The organism is Pseudogracilibacillus sp. ICA-222130 (assembly GCF_037892545.1).
In the GTDB taxonomy this organism is placed as follows: domain Bacteria; phylum Bacillota; class Bacilli; order Bacillales; family Amphibacillaceae; genus Pseudogracilibacillus.
On sequence record NZ_JBBKBG010000010.1, the window covers coordinates 53,421 to 68,969 of the forward strand.

16 protein-coding genes are annotated in these 15,549 nt (G+C 36.0%); 7 read left to right on the forward strand and 9 right to left on the reverse strand.

From position 1 onward, the window contains the following. Position 1 precedes the first annotated feature (1 nt). Together WKT09_RS06395 and pgeF are read right to left on the reverse strand one after the other, a co-directional pair. On the reverse strand, positions 2–934 hold the full coding sequence (locus WKT09_RS06395; RefSeq protein ID WP_340415242.1) for a threonine/serine dehydratase: 933 nt from the start codon (positions 932–934) through the stop codon (positions 2–4). Then, positions 934–1,689 (reverse strand): peptidoglycan editing factor PgeF, encoded by a 756-nt coding sequence (pgeF, locus tag WKT09_RS06400; protein WP_340415243.1) that lies wholly within the window; start codon positions 1,687–1,689, stop codon positions 934–936. Before pgeF ends, WKT09_RS06395 begins: the two co-directional genes overlap by 1 nt. Positions 1,690–2,025: 336 nt before the next feature. Between pgeF and WKT09_RS06405 the strand changes: the two genes are divergently transcribed. Next, positions 2,026–2,493 (forward strand): hypothetical protein, encoded by a 468-nt coding sequence (locus tag WKT09_RS06405; RefSeq protein ID WP_340415244.1) that lies wholly within the window; start codon positions 2,026–2,028, stop codon positions 2,491–2,493. A gap of 305 nt (positions 2,494–2,798) precedes the next feature. Here the strand turns inward: WKT09_RS06405 and WKT09_RS06410 are convergent, their stop codons facing one another. Both WKT09_RS06410 and WKT09_RS06415 read right to left on the reverse strand, forming a co-directional pair. Beyond that, positions 2,799–3,761: a dipeptidase gene (locus tag WKT09_RS06410; protein WP_340415245.1), complete on the reverse strand. Its 963-nt coding sequence runs from the start codon at positions 3,759–3,761 to the stop codon at positions 2,799–2,801. After that, positions 3,736–4,473, reverse strand: a complete 738-nt coding sequence (locus WKT09_RS06415) for a gamma-glutamyl-gamma-aminobutyrate hydrolase family protein (protein ID WP_340415246.1) — start codon at positions 4,471–4,473, stop codon at positions 3,736–3,738. Before WKT09_RS06415 ends, WKT09_RS06410 begins: the two co-directional genes overlap by 26 nt. 209 nt (positions 4,474–4,682) lie before the next feature. Between WKT09_RS06415 and WKT09_RS06420 the strand changes: the two genes are divergently transcribed. Continuing rightward, positions 4,683–5,642, forward strand: a complete 960-nt coding sequence (locus tag WKT09_RS06420; protein WP_340415247.1) for a DMT family transporter — start codon at positions 4,683–4,685, stop codon at positions 5,640–5,642. Between the two features lie 98 nt (positions 5,643–5,740). Here WKT09_RS06420 and WKT09_RS06425 read toward each other — a convergent pair whose 3' ends face one another. Together WKT09_RS06425 and WKT09_RS06430 are read right to left on the reverse strand one after the other, a co-directional pair. Then, positions 5,741–7,099 (reverse strand): leucyl aminopeptidase family protein, encoded by a 1,359-nt coding sequence (locus tag WKT09_RS06425; protein ID WP_340415248.1) that lies wholly within the window; start codon positions 7,097–7,099, stop codon positions 5,741–5,743. Between the two features lie 76 nt (positions 7,100–7,175). Next, the gene (locus tag WKT09_RS06430; protein ID WP_340415249.1) at positions 7,176–7,688 is read right to left on the reverse strand and encodes a GNAT family N-acetyltransferase; all 513 of its coding nucleotides are present in this window, start codon (positions 7,686–7,688) and stop codon (positions 7,176–7,178) included. 110 nt (positions 7,689–7,798) lie between these two features. On the opposite strand from WKT09_RS06430, the gene WKT09_RS06435 reads away from it, so the two are divergent. Next, positions 7,799–8,575 carry a helical backbone metal receptor gene (locus WKT09_RS06435; protein WP_340415250.1) on the forward strand — a complete coding sequence of 259 codons (777 nt, stop codon included), beginning with the start codon at positions 7,799–7,801 and terminating at the stop codon, positions 8,573–8,575. A 634-nt stretch (positions 8,576–9,209) separates the two neighbouring features. Here WKT09_RS06435 and WKT09_RS06440 read toward each other — a convergent pair. The 3 genes from WKT09_RS06440 to WKT09_RS06450 all read right to left on the reverse strand — a co-directional run bounded on the left by WKT09_RS06440 (position 9,210) and on the right by WKT09_RS06450 (position 12,941). Beyond that, the gene (locus WKT09_RS06440) at positions 9,210–10,388 is read right to left on the reverse strand and encodes an MFS transporter (protein ID WP_340415251.1); all 1,179 of its coding nucleotides are present in this window, start codon (positions 10,386–10,388) and stop codon (positions 9,210–9,212) included. Between the two features lie 151 nt (positions 10,389–10,539). Next, entirely contained in the window at positions 10,540–11,592 is a 1,053-nt protein-coding gene (locus WKT09_RS06445; RefSeq protein WP_340415252.1) for a YkvI family membrane protein, read from the reverse strand. Between the two features lie 170 nt (positions 11,593–11,762). Further along, entirely contained in the window at positions 11,763–12,941 is a 1,179-nt protein-coding gene (locus WKT09_RS06450) for an NAD(P)/FAD-dependent oxidoreductase (RefSeq protein ID WP_340415253.1), read from the reverse strand. Positions 12,942–13,076: 135 nt separating this feature from the next. On the opposite strand from WKT09_RS06450, the gene WKT09_RS06455 reads away from it, so the two are divergent. The 4 genes from WKT09_RS06455 to WKT09_RS06470 are packed head-to-tail and all read left to right on the forward strand — an operon-like array spanning position 13,077 to position 15,488. After that, complete coding sequence (locus tag WKT09_RS06455) at positions 13,077–13,349, forward strand: (2Fe-2S)-binding protein (RefSeq protein WP_340415254.1); 273 nt, start codon at positions 13,077–13,079, stop codon at positions 13,347–13,349. After that, positions 13,342–13,722, forward strand: a complete 381-nt coding sequence (locus WKT09_RS06460) for a (2Fe-2S)-binding protein (RefSeq protein WP_340415255.1) — start codon at positions 13,342–13,344, stop codon at positions 13,720–13,722. The genes WKT09_RS06455 and WKT09_RS06460 overlap by 8 nt, the downstream gene beginning before the upstream one ends. Next, positions 13,722–14,927, forward strand: a complete 1,206-nt coding sequence (locus WKT09_RS06465; protein ID WP_340415256.1) for an NAD(P)/FAD-dependent oxidoreductase — start codon at positions 13,722–13,724, stop codon at positions 14,925–14,927. Before WKT09_RS06460 ends, WKT09_RS06465 begins: the two co-directional genes overlap by 1 nt. A 12-nt stretch (positions 14,928–14,939) precedes the next feature. After that, the gene (locus tag WKT09_RS06470; protein ID WP_340415257.1) at positions 14,940–15,488 is read left to right on the forward strand and encodes a shikimate kinase; all 549 of its coding nucleotides are present in this window, start codon (positions 14,940–14,942) and stop codon (positions 15,486–15,488) included. Positions 15,489–15,549 lie beyond the last annotated feature (61 nt).

Consider the following 15,549-nt stretch of genomic DNA (forward strand, 5'->3'; position numbering starts at 1 on the left):
TCTAAGGTAAATAATGGTGTAATGAAAATAAATCCACATTTCCGCCTGAAATAATTGGTACAATACGTTTTCCGGTTACATTTAGTTTTTTGCTAAGACAAGCAGCGGTCGTAACAGCTCCTGATGGTTCTACAACTTGCTTCATTCTTTCATATATAAACATCATCGCAGCTTTTATTTCTTCCTCTGTCACTAATACGACATCATCTACATATTGTTGGACGATTGGGAACGTCATTTCACCAGGAATGCTCGTTCTTAATCCATCTGCAATCGTTTTTGTTTGTCCAATATGTACTCTTTTTCCTTGTTCATAGGATTGATACGTATCATCTGCAATGGCTGGTTCACATGCAATGACTTTTATCGCTGGATTTGTCTGTTTAATCGCTAATAATACACCGGATAAAAGTCCTCCCCCACCAACAGGTACTAAAACGAAGTCAATATCCTTTACTTGATGTAAAAGTTCTAACCCAACTGTTCCTTGACCCGCGATAATAAGTGGATCATCATACGGTGGGATAAACGTACCTTCTAACGTTTGTGCATAATTGATTCGTTCTTCTGATGTATATCCATGTTGAATGATGTTCGCTCCATATGATTCGATCGCATTTATTTTCGGTAATGCTGCATCCTCTGGGACGACAATCGTCGCTTGAAGACCGAATGCTTTTGCTGCAAAAGCAACGGCTTGTCCATGGTTGCCAGATGATGCAGCGATGATTGCCGTTTCACCTTTATCCGCAACATCCGAAACTTTATTCATTGCCCCACGAATTTTGAAAGAACCTGTCGTTTGTAAATGTTCTGCTTTCAGAAATATATCATTGTCACATCTTTCTGATAATTGACTTGATGTAAGAATCGGTGTTTCTTTTACTATCGGTCGTATTTTTTTACTAGCCTTTTGAATTGCATCTATCGACATTATTTTGACCTCCTAATGAACGCCATATGACGCCCTTTTTCTTTGTCACGACGATGTGAAAAACCTGCTTCATGTTTAAAGGTACATGTATCATCGACCATGATTTGATGCTGTTTTATTCCGATTAATTGTAATTGCTTTATAATCGTTTGTTGATTATCAATGAAATATTTATTCTTTTCTTGATGAAAATATATCCATTCCTCTGCATAACCAAGTTCACGGAATTGAGATGCAACATCCTCATCTACTTCAAATTTTTCTTGGCAAATAGCAGGTCCAATTATAATTCGAAACCCGTTTACTGAACAATTTTCTTGCTCGATTAAATGCTGAAATAATTTTTTTGCAATTTCTTGAATCGTACCACGCCATCCAGAATGAATCGCACCGATTACATTTGCTGTTTCATGATAAAATAAAACCGGTACACAATCTGCTGAAAAACTACATAAAACAATATTTGGTTCAAATGTATACAATGCATCCGTATTAGCAATGGCATCGTCTAACGTCATCGCCCCACGACCTTTATCATCTTCCGTTACTTTATAAAAATTAGCACTATGTGTTTGTGTCGGAAACACGAAATCATCGATGGAAGCACCAATTTCTGTTGCGAGTCGTTTTCTATTTTGGATAATATTTGCTTCATTATTGCATGAATGAAGTGCCATATTATTATCCTCTAATTTCGTATGATCTTTCATCGTCATACATGCGAGAATATGATCATTGTTTATAAATGTTTTCATCTAACTTCACCACCTACATTATTATAACATGTTCTATTCATCGCTTGGACGTTTTAAAAGAACATTTTTTTGGGGTAGTAAGAAACAATAACAATTCAAATGTGTCAACGGTACAGACAGAATAACCGACTTTGCATCGTCAGACTAAGAATACCTGAAAAAATATAAAATCACTACACTTCAATAATTTTCAAGTTGATATCAAATATGCAGATTGTAAAGAATATGAAGAAGAAAAATAAAAGTAGTGAAAAGTTTTTCCCTTCTCACTACTTTTTTCATGTAAATAATGCTATTATTTGAGTAGTCAATTCATTTATTGAAAGAAGTGTAATAATGAGTATGTGGTTTTTTGTAAACGCATTCGTATTTTTATTTGCGTTATGGAAAGTTCTTTCAAGTTCATTAGGAATACATATTATTTTAGGCGGCATTGGAGCAACTTTTATTCTATATAATTGGACAAGGCATGCAGTATTTTCAACCATTCGTTCAAATATTAGTAGAAAGCGAAAAATTAAGTTTGCCAAACTTTCAAAAAAAGTATTACCATTTCATAAATATACTGGTACTGTTGCACTTATGTTTATCCTAGGACATGCAGGTGTCGTACTTTATTATTTTGGGTGGCAAGGCACTAATGTAAAAATGCTTTCAGGATTACTTACATTAATCATTTTAATTGCGATGGTTTTTGTCGGATGGTTACGTTTCATCCGAACGACCTATCGCCGACGGATGATTCATTTATATTTAGGATATTGTTTGTTTTTTTCTGTCGTCACTCATTTACTTTGTATATAGTAGGAGGAGAGAGTAATTTTATCAACTACCGTTATTGCTGTTTTAATTTTTGCTGTGTTATTGTTTGTCATTGGTCACTTTACAAAAATGAAATTATTAAAGTTCATTTCTTTTATCGGCATCGTTCTCAGTGCTTGGATGGTTATCGCGGAAGTAATGACAGGAACAACCTTTTGATGACAAATGAATGTATCCTGTAATGAATGTCGCCACTTGTACATCTTTTAGTTGGTTCTGTATTGTACAAGGAATGCGACATTCATTTTTCGCAATTTTATTCTACCACGATGTTTCCTCCATATGTCTTATATCGTTTCTTTTCCTGCTTTCGTTCTCTCCACAAATCTCAAGAAGTTTTTTGATGCAAATTTTTCTATTTGAGTCTCCGTAAAATAATTACCCAATTCCTCTAGTAAGCAAGGATACATTCCTACATTTGCTACTCCTTTTACGACTAAATCTATCCCATCAAAGTCCGACCCAAAACCAACAAAGTCTTCTCCACCAATTTCACAAATATGTGCAAGATGACGAACAATATCTTCTATCGTGGCCCGTCTTTTTTCATTTGATAAAAATGGAGGATAAAAATTAATATGTATCATACCCTTTTTTTGAAATAACCTTTGCAATGTGTAGTCACTTATATTTCTCGGATGATCACATACGGCTCGACAATTGGAATGGCTTGCAATAGGATATGTTGCAAGTTCAATCATTTCCATTGTTGCTTTGTCACTTGCATGTGAAATATCTGTTAGCAATGTATGTTCATTGAAATAATGAATGACTTCTCTTCCTAACGCTGTCAGTCCTGCACCTCTTTTTTCTAAACTTCCATCTGCAAATAAATTTGCTTCATTCCATGTTAATCCAAACGATAACAGACCGAGTTGTCGTAAGAAACGCAACCTCGTCATATCATTTCCAATGATGTCCAGTCCTTCTACTGCTAATATTGCTCCTATTTCTCCATCTTTAAGCATGTCAATCTCTGCCCAATTTTTTATATGAATGATCGATGGATTCGGTTCGATGACGTGGCGATGAAATAATTCTACTTGAGCAAGCGCTGTTTGCCATTTCAATTCTATCGGTATATCAGGTTCAACAAATATTGCAAAAAATTGCAGTTTTATCTTTCCTTTTCGTAATCTTTCTTCGTTGACTTGTAGTAATGGATAATGTTGAAATGAAAATGTTCGATTTTCTCGTTCAAATTTTTGCATCTTCCAAAGAGCGTCACAATGTGTGTCCACGATTTTCATTCAATCGCTTCCTTTCTTCGCATTTTTTTATAAATGTTTTATATAATGTTCTTGTACCGATATCTGTATCATATAAATATTCTGGATGCCACTGAACTCCGACGACGAAAGTATGTGCTGTGCTTTCAATTGCTTCTTTAATACCATCAGATGCTGTTGCAGAAACAATCATCGGTTGTTTCACCTGTCGATTTGCTTGATGATGAAAACTATTTACTTTCATTCGTTTTTTTTGCATCACTTCATATAATATGGTTCCTTCTTTTATAGTAATAAAATGGGATTGATGGCTACGATTTGCATGCTGTTCATGTTGTAATAACTGTTTGTCCATTTGACCATATATATGTTGATACATATCTCCTCCTGTTGCGATATTTAATATTTGTGCGCCTCGACAAATAGCAAAAATCGGTTTATTTTGTTGTAACATTTTTTGGATCAATTTTTGTTCGAACATATCTCGTTTACGTAGGATAAATCGTAATCCTTCCATCGGTTCTTCATTAAAAAACGTTGGGTCAATATCATCCCCACCTGTTACATATAAACCATCTAATTTCATAACGATACTGTCGATTGTTTTTTCTTTTTCAACATATGGCAATATAAATGGAATGGCATGTAAATCTTCTATGATATCACTATGAATTTGCGTTACATTATATTGATCACCTTTCATGTTCGGGGTAATCCCGATTAATATGTGCATATATTTTCACCTCTATTTTGATATATGCGATATCAAGCAAAAAATGACTAAAGATTATTTCTACCAGGGTTTATTTTGAATGTTTATAGATTTATATTTTATATGTTAAACTAACTATGAAGCTTATAGAAAGATCGCATTATGAAGTACTAGATACCGTTTTAAGTGATGTTACCTATTAGTTCGAATAGATTTTTGGAGGGGCTATGATGAAAGCAATCTTGATTGGTATATTAGGTGCTCTATTTTTTTCCGTGACATTTATTTTAAACCGTTCGATGGAACTAGACGGTGGTAGCTGGGTATGGAGCGCCTCTCTTCGTTTTATTTTTATGTTACTAATTCTACTTCTTATTGTAGGTTGGCGTAGAGATATACAACCAGTATGGACCCATCTGAAACACCAACATCCTGCCGCTTGGCTCGTTTGGAGCACGGTCGGTTTTGGACTATTCTATGCTCCAATGACTTTTGCTACTATTTATGGACCGGGATGGCTTGTTGCTGCAACGTTTCAATTAACTATTATAGCGGGATCATTACTCGTACCACTTTTGAATAAAGGTAGTCGCATACCGATTCAAGCTATATTTATTTCACTCATTATTTTAGCTGGAGTATGTATCATCCAATTTGAACATGCAACAACTGTTTCACTAGTAAGTGTCATTCTCACCGTCATTCCACTCATCATTTCAGCGTTTGCTTATCCTCTTGGCAATCGAAAAATGATGCAGTTAGTTGGAAAAGATTTAGACACATTTCAACGAATTCTTGGCATGACGATCGCCTCAATGCCATTTTGGGTGATTTTATCTATCTATGGTGCATTTGCACATGGTATGCCAGGAGGAAGTCAAATACTACAAACATTTATTGTCGCTATTTCATCTGGCATTATTGCCACGGCCTTATTTTTTTATGCGACAGAACTTGTTCATGGTGATGACCATAAACTTGCAGGAGTTGAAGCGACACAATCTGGGGAGGTAATATTTGCTTTGCTCGGGGAAATACTATTTTTAAGCGCACCACTGCCAAGTTTCATCTCTATTATTGGAATATTACTTGTTATTTTTGGTATGATTTTGCACAGTGTTGTGTCTGCCCTTGGATCAAGAAGAAAACGGCATATGTATGAACATAGGGATAGCCCACCAGCGCTTTAAAAAATTTATGTCGCATTTCATATAGTATATAAAGCACCCCACTAATTAGAGTGTAGTCTAACTTGTGGGGTGCATATTACGAATGATGTGTCTTTTTATTATTCACTAATTTTTTCTGCATAGTCTGCAAGTAATCTTGCACCAAAACCAGTTGCACCACTTGCATAATATCCTTCTTGTTTTGTATCCATCGTTCCAGCCATATCCACATGAACCCATTTACTATTTTCAGGTACGAAACGTCGTAAAAATAATGCCGCTGTAATCGAGCCACCATATGGGGAATGACTAATATTACGGAAATCCGCATAATCACTATCTAACATTTTATCGTATGCATCTACAAGTGGCATCGGCCATACAAAATCACCATTTTCTTCACCGATTGCTTTCATTGTTTGTAATAAATCTTCTTCTCCAAAAATTCCCGCAACCTTTGTTCCTAATGCTGCCATAACAGCACCCGTTAATGTTGCAATATCAACGATGTAATCTGCGTTTAATTCACCCGCTCGAATTAATCCATCTGCTAAAATTAATCGACCTTCTGCATCTGTATTTCCAACTTGTACCGTTTGGCCTGTTTTATACGTAATAATATCACCCGGTAAAATAGAATGTTTATCAGGCATATTTTCCACTGTTTGAATCAAACCGACAACATTTACTTTCGCACCAGAAGCCGCTAATAATTGAATCGCTCCAGCAACAGCCGCTGCTCCACCCATATCCATTCTCATATCACTTAAATCACGAGAATTTTTCAAACTGATTCCACCTGTATCAAATGTTACACCTTTTCCAACAAGTGCGATTAACGGCTTTGATTCATCCCCTTTATAGTGCAATTCAATAAATGCTGGGTCAAATTTACTTCCACGGTTTACAGCTAATAAACCATTCATTTCCATTGCTTCCAATTTTGCTTTATCATGAACGATTACTTCTACATCCGTGTCTGCAAACGTATCTTGTAAAATCGTTGGGAAGGTCTCTGGATTTAACACACTCGGAATTTCATTGGATAAATCGCGAGAAAGCCCCATTGCAAATGCACGAACTTCCCCTTTTGTAATCAATGCTTCATCAACGTTTGAAAATTGTAATGCAGGTATTGCATTCGCTTTTTTCGTTTTATACGCATCAAATACATATGCACCTAGCTGCCAACCTTCTGTAAAAGCAACGATCACCTTATTTTCGTCTAATGTAGCAAACGCTTCTGTAAGATCCGCTTCATCCACTTGCACTGTTTCGATTTCACGTTTCTGTACTTCACGTGCAATGGTCCCTGCCAGCGTACGAACTTCATCATACGTTTGTTTCTTCTCTTTCACTTCTTTGACTAATATAATTTGCTCCCCATTCGCAATCGTTATTGCAAATGCATTTGGATGTCCTTTCATAAATTGTTGTAATGTTTCGTCCTTCGTTTGAAATAAAATTTTTGTTTCCATGTTGCTACCTCCAATGATTTTAATCCTCTACATAAAAGTATTACGTACTTTTCCTTTTCAAGCAATGAATGTGTCGTTATTTTTTGAAATAATCTCTTTGAAATATGCTCATATGTATAGCATCATGGTATTCACCATCGACAAAATATTCTTCTTTTAAAACAGCCTCTTCCACAAATCCCATTTTTTCATACACTTTTCGGGCAATTATATTGGTCGCATCAACGATTAAATACAATTTGCGCAAATTAAGTACACGAAATGCATAATCAATCGCAAGTTTCGTTGCTATTTTCGCATAGCCTTTCCCTTGTTGAATCGGATCAATCATAATCGCAAATTCAGCTTTTCCGTGCACTTCTTCTATATTATAAAGTGTAATATAGCCTAATTTTTCTTTGTCATTTTGAAAAATAAACCGACGATTCTCTCTATCCTTTAATGACTCTTCCACAATATTTTTAATCTTTTGTACCGAATAAAATGGTTCTACAAACCAAAATTTCACTACTTCTTGGTCATTAAATAATCGGTGTAAAAAATGACTATCCTCTTGTTCCACAGGACGTAATTTGAACGTTTCTTCCATCACAAACTTCCTTCCTTTTTCCATTACTCTTATTAAAACATACTTTTTTCCTGATTGAAAATGTCTTCGTTGTTGATTACCATTATATATAGAGAAATGAGGGATAAAAGATGAAAACTGTTGTAGATCATCTTGGCCGAACAGTGACAGTTCCCAAACAACCGAAAAAAATTATTTCATTTGCTCCAGCAATTACAGATACACTTTTTTCATTACATTTAGAGGAGGAAATTGTTGGGCGTACTAGGTTCTGTGTTCATCCAAAAGAAAAAGTAGCAAGTGTAATGAATGTCGGTGGAACGAAGGACATGAATCTCGATCGCGTACGAGCCTTACAACCAGATTTGATCATTACTGAAAAAGAAGAAAACACGAAAGAAATGGTCGAGCAGTTAGAAAAGGAATTTTCGGTATTTGTCTTTGAAATACAAACAGTCGAGGATGCTTTAAACATGATTCTTGATTTAGGTAAATTAGTAGATCGTGTGGCTTCAGCAAAATTATTATATGAACGGATTATAGAAGATTTTGCGACAATCCCCTCCCATTATACTGGAAAACGTGTCGCCTATGTCATATGGAAAGATCCATATATGGTCGTTGGCAAAAATACGTATATTCAGTCACTATTAAATCGTCTCGGATTTATTAATCCATTTTTGAATTATGAGGGAAGATATCCTGAAGTGACTGTAGAGGATTTGCGTGCAGAAGCGATTGATTATTTTTTACTAGCATCAGAACCATATCCATTTCGTGAAAAACATCGGGAAGAATTTTTAAACATCGACGCAAATGCTGTCCCACTACTTGTCGATGGTGAAATGTTTTGGTATGGAGCGAAAATGTTACGCGCAGTGGAGTATTTTAAAACGGAATTAGCATAAGGTGATCCATAATGGCTTTTTGGATAAACCGTGGCACATATAAATCTCCTTCTTAGTTGGTGGTTCTTGCTAACGGCGTAGTGGGCCGGGCTGACGTTGTGCAAAAAAGAATGAAGAGTCGTGTGTGGCGGAGTAGCGGGATGGGTAGCGAGTTGTGCGTAGCGAGTTGTGCGTAGCGGGTTGTGCGTGGTAAGTTGTGCTCAATTCCGCAAGTTGGAGCGCTTTTCTTCAGGAACTTGCGGATATATCAACTATTTACGCAAGTTCAAGCGCTTTTCTTCAGGAACTTGCGGATATATCGGTTAATTACGCAAGTTAGAGCACTTTTCCCGTTGTACTTGCGGATATATCGGTTAATTACGCAAGTTAAAGCTCTTTTCCCAATGAACTTGCGGATATATCGGTTAATTACGCAAGTTAGAGCACTTTTCCCGTTGAACTTGCGGATATATTCATTAATTCCGCAAGTTAAAACACTTTTCCCGTTGAACTTGCGGATATATCGGTTAATTACGCAAGTCCAACCACTTTTCCCTATAATCTTGCGGATATATCGGTTAATTACGCAAGTCCAACCACTTTTCCCGATAAACTTGCGGATATATCCACTAATTCCCTCCATTCCCCTCGTTTTTTATGAATGTGTATGTGCTGGTTTGCGGCGGAACTTTTGTGCTTCGTTTTTTGTCGATAATGTAGCTGAAACAAAAGCTAATGCTACAAATATAACTCCAAAATAACTGACATTTTCAATGCCGACATGTTTCACGACAAATCCACCAAAGAATGTTCCAAATGCAATACCAAAATGAAGGGCCGAATTGTTTAGACTTTGCTGAATATCAGATGTTTCAGGTGACAATTCCATTAAATGGCTTTGAATGGAAGGTGTCACACCCCAGCTCATGATGCCCCATATAACAACGACAATCCAAAACGCCCAAACAACATGTGATGCTGTTGGGATAAATAATAAAGCTGCAGCTAACAGGACAATGACCGATAAAATTGTTCGTCTTTTTCCTAAATAATCTGCCGCAAGTCCACCGAGTCCTCCCCCTGAAAATGCAGCTAATCCATAAACAAAATAAAGGACAGAGATCGTCGTCCCACTAAATCCTAATACTTCTTTCGTGTAAGGTGTTAAATAACCATAGAGTGTAAAATGACCTGCCATGAAGAAAAATGTTGTCGCGTGTGCAAGCGATATTTTTGCATTTTTCAATGTCGCAATTTGTTTACGAATTGGAATAGGGGGTTTCGGTGCTACCTTTTCCATAAAAATCGGAACTGCAATAATTAATAAAATCGTTAAAATAGAAATTAACACAAAAGGTGCTCTCCACCCGAACATATTTCCTAACATAACGCCAATTGGAAGACCTAATACTAAAGATCCACTTACTCCCATGACAACTAATCCAATCGCACGACCACGATATGCTGGCTCCACTATATTTGAGGCTAAATTTATACATAAAATAATTATAAGGGAACCACTTGCTGCTGAAATAACTCGTGATAATATGAGAAATTCAAATGAAGTACTGAACACTGCAATAATATTTCCAATTAAAAAGATAAGTAGAGATACAAATGTTAACCTTGTTCTTTCCGTGTTCGCAAATACGACGAGTAGAATGGGAGCTGAAATTCCAAAAACTAATGAGAAGACGGAAATTAACAACCCAGCTGTACCAATCGTGACACCTAAATCTTCTGCTACTAAATCTAATATACCACCTATAATTAATTCGACCATGCCTACGATAAAAGCTATGATCGTTAACATATATACGCGTTTATCAATCAAAACCAATTCCTCCTACGCAACATAATTCATCATAGTATTTTACCACAAAATAAATAAAAACTATACTTTTCGTTCTTATTTATTGCATACGATTATTCCACACAAAAAAATGCCATGACCGAATGGTACATGACATTTTCCATGATTATATTTACTTCCCTTCTCGCTTCAATTTAAACGGTGCGTAAATTAAGGCTAAGATTAGGAATAAACCTAAATATCCTATTAATGAATAGAATTTTGAAACTAATGTTGTAAATCCAACAAAACTTAATACGAATCCAATTGCTAAAGTAATAACTGTAGCTATATTCGCCTTTGTTGTATTCATTTCAAAAAATCGTGCTACAAATCCGTAGAACATTCCAAGACATGTATTAAAGATCATTCCGAATAAAATAATTGCCATAATAATTGCTAAAAACGGCGAAATTTCCTCTACGATTTTTAATAACGGTAAATCGAATGATGCAACTGTTTCAATACGTGAGAAAATTGCTAGGTGTGCAAGGATAATCATAACCCCAATTCCTAAACCACCGACTAGCCCTCCAATTCCAGCAACTCGGGCATCTTTTTCAGCTGCACCTGTTAGTAATGCCATTCCACAACCAACAGCGATGTTAAATGAAACATAGTTGATAGATGCGACAAACCAATTCGGGAATTCTTTTGGCTGTTGTTCAGCAATTTTGGATAACTCACTAAATGTTCCATCCATCGTTGTAAAACTATATACAGAAACAATTAAAATGAATATTAATAAAAACGGTGTAATACTAGCGATAATTGCAATTACTTTCTCTAATTTCATCATCATCGCAGCACCAACAATAATGACCATTAGTGCACTACCTATGTAGACCGGCATATCAAATTGCTGGTTCAATGTAGAACCTGCCCCTGCAATCATAACAACTCCAACACCAAATAGTGTAAAAATAATAATTGCATCTACAATATACCCTAACCATCTCCCACTAATTGCGTAAATTCCATCTTTATGGGATTCTACTTTTAATTTACTTCCAATATACGTTAAAACCATTCCTAAATATGCGAATAATGCTGTTGAAACAATTGCTCCAATCGTTCCTAACGTACCGAAACTTGTAAAATATTGTAAGATTTCTTGTCCGGAAGCAAATCCAGCCCCTATGATAACCCCCATAAAGGCGAAACCGATTTTCAATACTCTCATCATGTTTCATCCCTCTTCTCTTTTTTTATATAAACTGTATTATAACAACCTATTCAAAATTTTGCCACTTTTTATGTAAGCGCTATACCATTCGTGTAAATAAAAAAACGAATCTTGGCTAGATTTATGAAACAAATCAAGCCTCTAGCCAATGATTCATTTTCCCTCATTCATTAAACTGTTGTCTTTTTAAAACGATTAAAATGTAGTGGTTCTGTCGGAATAATGGTCTCTGATCGTTCATGAATAATATCTTCAATCAGTTTTCCTGTTACAGTCGCTAAACTAATCCCATCTCCTTCATGCCCAGCTGCAATATAAAATCCTGGTAGTTCCTCCACTTCCGAAACAATTGGTAAATGGTCTTCTGTGAAGGGACGGAATCCCGCATAAGAACGAATAATTTTAAAATCATCCATTTTCGGGAAAAATCGTAATGCACGACGAGCGATCGTTTGAACAACCTGAATATCAATGGAACTATCATACCCGACAAACTGACGGCTACTACCTAATAAGAAGTTTTGACTTTCCGTCGGTTCGAGTACTAGTGCTACCCCATGTTCAGCAGTACGTTCATCTGCAATACGTTCACGACCAAACTTATTCATTAAATAACCAAATTCCATTACATTACGCATCATAACAGGTTCCTGTCTTGAACCAACAATGATATGCCCTTTTCGTGGAATAATCGGAATTTCTACCCCGAGCATTTCACCAATAAACGGTGCCCACACACCTGCTGCGTTTACAACCTTTTTTGCATGAAAAGTTTCCCCAGGTGTTTCTACGATAAAGCCATCATCTACTTTTTTCACATTTGTTACAGGTGCTTGGTCTCGTACTTGTAACCCGAAATCTTTTTCTGCCTTTTCAATTAATGAGTAACAAAATAAATAAGGGTTAATTAATGAATCTGTTTCACACTCTAACCCTCCAGGAATATCATGTGCAAAAAATGGAGACTCATTACGAATATCTTTTTGATCTAACACATTAAATTTTAAACCTGAATCACTCTGTGTTTTTACCCAATCAACAGCCGCTTGCATTTCATCATCATTATCACAAACTAAAATACTACCATGTTCTCTGAATTCAAAAGGAATATTCAATGTATTGGTTAAATCATTTAATAATTCCTGACTTACTAAAGACATTTTACTATCAAAACCAGGATCTTTATCTACGATGGTTACATTCCCATCACAGCGCGAACTCGTACCACTTGCAATGTCATTCTTCTCGATTAAAACCGTTTCCAATCCTGATTCTGCTAAATAATATGCAACAGAACAACCGACGATTCCACCGCCAATTACTGCAACTTCGTAATTTTTTCTAGCCATGACAAAACCTCCAGCTACATTTTTTTAACTTTTTTTCATTATATTCTACTTTTTGAAGAAAATAAAGAATGTTTTATGTTATTATATAAATATCGCTTAATATTTAATACTATTTTAAAACAAGGAGGCTAATTTATGCAACAATTAACAATTTGCCGTTGTGAAGAAGTTACATTAGCTGAATTAGAAGAAACTGCAAAAAAATTCAACTGTACAGCAAGAGAATTAAAATTAAGAACGAGAGCGGGTATGGGATTCTGTGGTGGAAGAACTTGTCGCCCTGCTGTAGATAAAGTGATTTCTGATTTAACGAATGAACATCCTACAGATAATGTGCCATTAAAAGTAGCACCGCCAGTACGTCCTATATCTTTACAAGATCTCGGAGGTGAAGGTAACAATGACTAAACGTATTTTAGATCATCCTGTTTTAGGAAAATTAACGGATCAACATCCTGTTCCTTTTACCTTTGATGGGAAAACATATGAAGGAATCGAAGGCGATACCATTGCCTCTGCATTATTAGCAAATGGTGTGCGTACACTTCGTAAACACGAACATAGTGGAAATCCACGTGGTATTTACTGTAATATCGGTCATTGTTTTGAATGCCGTTGTACAGTCGATAATGTTTCGAATGTTCGTGCATGTGTAACGCCAATTAAAGAAAATATGGTTATTGAAAGTGGTAAACAACAACCAGATCCATTAAATCCAAATAATGAAGGTACATTACCTAGAACATATAAAGAATATATAGAGCAAGGAGGCAACAAATAATGCATGATGTAGTAATTATTGGAGCCGGTCCTGCTGGATTAGCTGCAGCAGTTCAATGTAGAAAACATGACTTATCTGTTGTCGTCTTAGATGAATTCCCTAAAGCAGGTGGAAGATTACTCGGACAGTTACATGAGGAACCTAACGGGGAATGGTGGAACGGCGTCAAAGAAGCTGGTAAATTGGTGCAAGAAGCTCGTAAATTTCAAACAGACATTTTACTTGGATATCCTGTACACCATATTGAAAAATTAGAAAATCATTTCGTGGTACATACGAATAAAAAGACATTTCCTGCCAAAAAAGTATTAATCGCAACTGGAGCTGCTGAAACAGCTGCCCCTATCCCAGGATGGACGTTACCAGGGGTAATGTCTATTGGAGCTGCACAAGTTATGACGAATGTGCACCGTGTAAGTGTTGGAGAGCGTGGAATTGTCATCGGAGTAAATGTTCTATCTGCTGCAATTGCTCGTGAATTACAACTAGCTGGAACGGAACTTCACAGTATGGTACTTCCTGCGAGAAATGTTGTTTCTGATGATCAAAGCAACCCAAGAGTTGTCATGGATCGATTATCACATATCGCACATTTAGCACCTTCTAAGTTCATTCAATTTGGAAGTAAATTTGCGAAATTTAAATTTGCACAAAATATTGCTTTAAAACATTATCCGAAAGACGGAATTAAAATGTGGGATATGCCTATTCATTTACTCAAGGCAGTGAAACAAATTAACGGTACTGATAAAGTTGAATCTGTAACGATGGTCGATGTCACAATGGATGGTGATATTATCCGTAATACAGAAATAGAAGTTCCAGTTGATTTTGTTTGTATTGCTGGTGGATTATACCCACTATCTGAACTTGCATCTGTTGCAGGATGTTCATTTAAATATAGCGAAGAATTAGGTGGACACGTGCCAATCCATAACGAGAAAATGGAAACACAAGTGGATGGCATTTATGTTGCTGGAAACATCACTGGTATTGAAAGTTCCAAAGTAGCACGTGATCAAGGTACAGTCGCTGGATTATCTATGGTACAAGAACTATTGCAAACTGGGGATGTTCGTGTTAAATTAGAACAAGCAATAGCACAAGTAAAAGCGACTCGTGATGCTGCTTCCATCCAATTCCACCCAGAAATTAAAATAGGAAGAGAAAAGGTAGAAAGAGCATTTCACGAACAACACGCATAAGGAGTAAATGCAATGATTCGTAATGTTTCTTCTATTAAAGAAAAAAGTATCGTATTTATCGGATTTATGGGTGTCGGGAAAACGACCGTTGCAAAACTCGTTTCTCAAAAACTTTTTCGAGATTTTATCGATATTGACGACGAGATTGAAAAAGAATATGGCATGCCGACAACGGAAATTTTCAAAAAAATCGGTGAAAAACAATTCCGTGCAAAGGAAAAAGAATATGTATTGCATTATTGCAAACAGCCTTTAAAAATCATTTCACTTGGTGGTGGAGCATTTTTACAAGAAGATATCCGTGAAGCCTGTTTAAATCATAGTATCGTGTTTTATTTAGATATTTCGTGGGATTCATGGAAAAATCGTCTTCATATGCTCGTGGATAGTCGCCCTGTCCTACAAGATAAATCGATGGAAGATATTGAAGCATTATTTCATGAACGTAAAAAAACATATGATGAGCATAATTCTAAATTGATGACCGACCAATTCAACCCAGAAGAGGTCGCAGATTATATTATTGCTTCATTAAAACTAGCATGGGAATTATATGATTAAATTCTACATAAAGACTAGACATTCCGTATGTCTAGTCTTTTTTCATAATAGCTTTTCCTTC

What these genes read in the sequence shown, in the direction of transcription:
- WKT09_RS06395 (WP_340415242.1), bottom strand. Translation starts at nt 934, where the DNA reads ATGTCGATAGATGCAATTCAAAAGGCTAGTAAAAAAATACGACCGATA.
- pgeF (WP_340415243.1), bottom strand. Translation starts at nt 1,689, where the DNA reads ATGAAAACATTTATAAACAATGATCATATTCTCGCATGTATGACGATG.
- WKT09_RS06405 (WP_340415244.1), top strand. Translation starts at nt 2,026, where the DNA reads ATGAGTATGTGGTTTTTTGTAAACGCATTCGTATTTTTATTTGCGTTA.
- WKT09_RS06410 (WP_340415245.1), bottom strand. Translation starts at nt 3,761, where the DNA reads ATGAAAATCGTGGACACACATTGTGACGCTCTTTGGAAGATGCAAAAA.
- WKT09_RS06415 (WP_340415246.1), bottom strand. Translation starts at nt 4,473, where the DNA reads ATGCACATATTAATCGGGATTACCCCGAACATGAAAGGTGATCAATAT.
- WKT09_RS06420 (WP_340415247.1), top strand. Translation starts at nt 4,683, where the DNA reads ATGAAAGCAATCTTGATTGGTATATTAGGTGCTCTATTTTTTTCCGTG.
- WKT09_RS06425 (WP_340415248.1), bottom strand. Translation starts at nt 7,099, where the DNA reads ATGGAAACAAAAATTTTATTTCAAACGAAGGACGAAACATTACAACAA.
- WKT09_RS06430 (WP_340415249.1), bottom strand. Translation starts at nt 7,688, where the DNA reads ATGGAAGAAACGTTCAAATTACGTCCTGTGGAACAAGAGGATAGTCAT.
- WKT09_RS06435 (WP_340415250.1), top strand. Translation starts at nt 7,799, where the DNA reads ATGAAAACTGTTGTAGATCATCTTGGCCGAACAGTGACAGTTCCCAAA.
- WKT09_RS06445 (WP_340415252.1), bottom strand. Translation starts at nt 11,592, where the DNA reads ATGATGAGAGTATTGAAAATCGGTTTCGCCTTTATGGGGGTTATCATA.
- WKT09_RS06450 (WP_340415253.1), bottom strand. Translation starts at nt 12,941, where the DNA reads ATGGCTAGAAAAAATTACGAAGTTGCAGTAATTGGCGGTGGAATCGTC.
- WKT09_RS06455 (WP_340415254.1), top strand. Translation starts at nt 13,077, where the DNA reads ATGCAACAATTAACAATTTGCCGTTGTGAAGAAGTTACATTAGCTGAA.
- WKT09_RS06460 (WP_340415255.1), top strand. Translation starts at nt 13,342, where the DNA reads ATGACTAAACGTATTTTAGATCATCCTGTTTTAGGAAAATTAACGGAT.
- WKT09_RS06465 (WP_340415256.1), top strand. Translation starts at nt 13,722, where the DNA reads ATGCATGATGTAGTAATTATTGGAGCCGGTCCTGCTGGATTAGCTGCA.
- WKT09_RS06470 (WP_340415257.1), top strand. Translation starts at nt 14,940, where the DNA reads ATGATTCGTAATGTTTCTTCTATTAAAGAAAAAAGTATCGTATTTATC.